The organism is Brucella sp. RRSP16, assembly GCF_052246815.1.
Classification (GTDB): domain Bacteria; phylum Pseudomonadota; class Alphaproteobacteria; order Rhizobiales; family Rhizobiaceae; genus Brucella; species Brucella intermedia.
Genome location: NZ_JBQQAM010000038.1, coordinates 1 through 2,716 on the forward strand (window position 1 = coordinate 1; position 2,716 = coordinate 2,716).

Consider the following 2,716-nt stretch of genomic DNA (forward strand, 5'->3'; position numbering starts at 1 on the left):
ATGGATCGAGGACTATAATGAAATCCATCCACATTCCGCGCTCAAGATGGCTTCCCCTCGGCAGTTCATCAGGGCTAAATCAAACTAGCCGACCTGTCCGGTGAAATGGGGAGCACTCCAGGTTTCTGCTCGCGCGGAGATCCCATACAGAACCAGTCGTCTGTCTCGGCTGAGGGGCACGCTTTCCAGGCCTGTCATTATTAAGACTGACGAGCAGGATAGCGGTGTGCCTCTGACAAGCTAGTCTTATCTTGATAAATCTTGACCGCTTGGTAAGCGGCCAGATTTCGCAGCTGCGCCGAGCCTTCTTGTACGAGGCCCGAAAAAGGAGAGACCGACCATTATCAAACTATTATCATGACCTGCCCAAGAATATTCGGCAGGTCATGATTTCAAAGCCTATGCTTATGCCTCAATGAAGCTCAGCAAGTCGGCGTTGATCAGATCGGGGTGCGTCGCAAATAAGCCATGCGAGAGTTTAGGATAGGTTTTCAGCGTGCCGTTCGGCAGAAGTTTGATGGCGCGATGGGCAGACGCCTTGATCGGCACGACCTGGTCATCTTCGCCATGCAGCACAAGCACGGGTTGCTGGATCGCTTTAAGATCTTCTGTGAAGTCGGTCTCTGAGAAGGCTTCGATGCAGTCATAATGCGCCTTGGCTCCGCCGGCCATGCCCTGACGCCACCAGTTCTGGATCAAGCCTTGGCTCACCTGAGCACCCTCGCGGTTGAAGCCATAGAATGGGCCGGACGGCACATCGAGGAAGAATTGTGCACGGTTTGCAATCAATGCAGCGCGAAACCCATCAAAGACCTCAAGCGGTGTTCCTTCAGGGTTGGCGTCGCTTTTGACCATTACCGGAGGTACTGCGCCGATCAAAACGACCTTAGCCACGCGACCTTTTTGGGCCCGAGCAACGTAGCGAGCGACTTCACCACCCCCGGTGGAATGGCCGATATGAATGGCGTTACGCAGGTCAAGGGTTTTGGTCAGCGCGGCTACGTCAGCTGCATATGTGTCCATATCATTACCGATATCGGTCTGATCGGACCGGCCATGGCCTCGGCGATCATGCGCAACCACTCTATAGCCTTGCGCATAGAAATAAAGCATCTGGTTGTCCCAATCATCGCTAGAGAGCGGCCAGCCATGATGGAAGACAATAGCTTGCGCCGTCTTCGGCCCCCAATCCTTATAGAAAATTTTGGTGCCGTCTTGGGTGGTGATAAAATTGCTGCTCATGTTGGATTTTCCATCAGGGTTTTGTTGCGCGAGAAGAGGGGGAAAAGAGGCAAAGCTAAGGGCGCAAGCCGCCAGACCACTCAGGAGCAAAGTCCTTCGTGTTGGTTGGAAGTTTGGGGTAAACTTTTCCATCAGGCCTCTCGATTAACGTTGGTTGAACAAGATTGCTTCTAACTGAGACGTAATGATGATAGAGGTGGCTAAAATGACATTAAACGCGCCAGAATAGCCAAAAATGCAAAAAACGAAGATTATCGCTGAAATTGGTCTGTTAATTTATCCCGACTGCCAACTGTCGGCCGTTCATGGCCTCACTGACCTGATGCGTATTGCAGGGCAGTCTATGTCGTTTGCAGAAGAGGATGGTGTTCCGAAACCTGAGGTGCGAACCTCACATTGGGAAGCGTCCGAGGCTGGGCTCAATTGTGTTTGGGATAGCCATCCCACGCTTCCACACAAAATTACACATGCGCTCGCACCGCCAAGCATAGTGATGCCTGAAGATATGCAGCCGATGCCGTTTGCCGCAGCTTGGCTGAAAGAGCAGCATGAGGAAGGAGCTATCGTAGGATCGATCTGCGCGGGCGCTTTCGTTTTGGCCGAGACCGGTTTGCTTGCAGGACGTCGTGCCACAACACATTGGGCGTTTGCGGACGTGCTCGCTCATCGCTACCCGCAAATCGAAGTGGCCGGCCAAAATATGATCATTGACGACGGTGATATCATTACGGCCGGTGGCATATTGGCATGGGCAGATTTAGGGCTCGTTCTTGTCGAAAAATTACTGGGTCCGACCGTTATGTTGGCCACCGCACGGTTTCTCCTGATCGATCCTCCCAGGCGAAATCAAAGCGTGTATGAAGCCTTTGTGCCCAAACTTGATCACGCTGACGCTCAAGTACGAAAGGTCCAGCAAATCATCCATAGCAGATTTGCTCAGAGCATCTCCATCCCCGAGTTAGCAGAAGCAGTCGACCTTACAGACCGCACCTTCTTGCGCAGGTTTTATAAAGCAACCGGCTATAAACCAAGCGAATATCTGCAGAATGTGAGGATCATGAAGGCCCGAGACGCATTGGAACTGACAAACCGGACAGTTGACCAGATCGCTTGGGAGGTTGGGTATGGAGATACTGCCGCCTTCAGGAAAGTTTTTGCTAAGATAACGGGAGTAGCGCCCAGGTTTTATCGTCAACGCTTTAGCATCGCAGAAACTGAAACTTGACTGAGAGGCAAAAAATCTTCTTTCAAATAGCAGCATTCTGCGCTTGACTTGTGTTACGATGATTGAAAGGTCGCTCTTACAACAGAGTTTCGGCAAGCGATTAGCCCCGTTTCGTAAAAGACGCCACCGGGTTCTGTCGCGAATTTTTCACTTCTGCTGCGTTATTGTCGCTTCGGTGCGCATAATTGGGCGAGGTGACTGGGTATGGCGATCGATTTCAAAGGGTCTCATTTCCCCAAAAATGTCATC

General features: G+C 51.6%; 2 protein-coding genes. One reads left to right on the top strand and one right to left on the bottom strand.

Features of this window, described 5'->3' with window-relative positions:
* Positions 1–405: 405 nt before the first annotated feature.
* Positions 406–1,242: an alpha/beta fold hydrolase gene (locus ACS5UA_RS22720; protein WP_443101878.1), complete on the bottom strand. Its 837-nt coding sequence runs from the start codon at positions 1,240–1,242 to the stop codon at positions 406–408.
* A 235-nt stretch (positions 1,243–1,477) separates the two neighbouring features.
* Here ACS5UA_RS22720 and ACS5UA_RS22725 point away from each other — a divergent pair, with 235 nt between their 5' ends.
* A complete protein-coding gene (locus tag ACS5UA_RS22725) occupies positions 1,478–2,467 on the top strand; it encodes a GlxA family transcriptional regulator (protein WP_443101877.1) in 990 nt (329 codons plus the stop codon).
* The last annotated feature ends 249 nt before the right edge of the window (positions 2,468–2,716 follow it).

What these genes read in the sequence shown, in the direction of transcription:
- ACS5UA_RS22720 (WP_443101878.1), bottom strand. Translation starts at nt 1,242, where the DNA reads ATGAGCAGCAATTTTATCACCACCCAAGACGGCACCAAAATTTTCTAT.
- ACS5UA_RS22725 (WP_443101877.1), top strand. Translation starts at nt 1,478, where the DNA reads ATGCAAAAAACGAAGATTATCGCTGAAATTGGTCTGTTAATTTATCCC.